We start from the raw sequence: 416 nt of genomic DNA on the forward strand, positions 1-416 counted from the left end.
CCGCAGGTGCGTGCCTGGTGACGACGGCCACCGAGAGGTTCCTCGCCGAGCGGTTCCTGGCGGAGATCGGCGTGTCCGGCGCGGAGGTACACGCGTCGGAGTTCGTGTTCTCGCACGCCGGGCCGAGCTTCCGGTCGCACAACGTCGGACGACGCAAGGCCGCCGCACTCCGCGCCGCGCACCCGACCGGACGCTTGGGACGCTTCTTCACCGACTCGGCGAGCGATCTGCCGCTGGCTGAGCTCGCGCAGGACGTCGTTCTCGTCGGGCCATCGCGACGTTCGGTGACGGCGTTCGAGTATGCCGGAATACGATTCCGCCGGCTGGGCTGAAGCCCTGTTTCCGCCGGGGCGGATTGCTAGCATTGTGCTGTCAAGGAGGTGCGGCATGGCGACGGTGACGATCCGGAATCTGAG

1 protein-coding gene is annotated in these 416 nt (G+C 68.3%); it reads left to right on the forward strand.

Going from position 1 to position 416, the window contains the following annotated elements; all coding sequences use genetic code 11:
* On the forward strand, positions 1 to 332 hold a 332-nt coding region (locus SB658_RS22050; protein ID WP_410602322.1), incomplete at its 5' end, for a haloacid dehalogenase-like hydrolase.
* Positions 333 to 416 lie beyond the last annotated feature (84 nt).

It is taken from the genome of Bacillus sp. SIMBA_008 (genome assembly GCF_046535495.1).
GTDB lineage: Bacteria > Bacillota > Bacilli > Bacillales > Bacillaceae > Bacillus > Bacillus subtilis.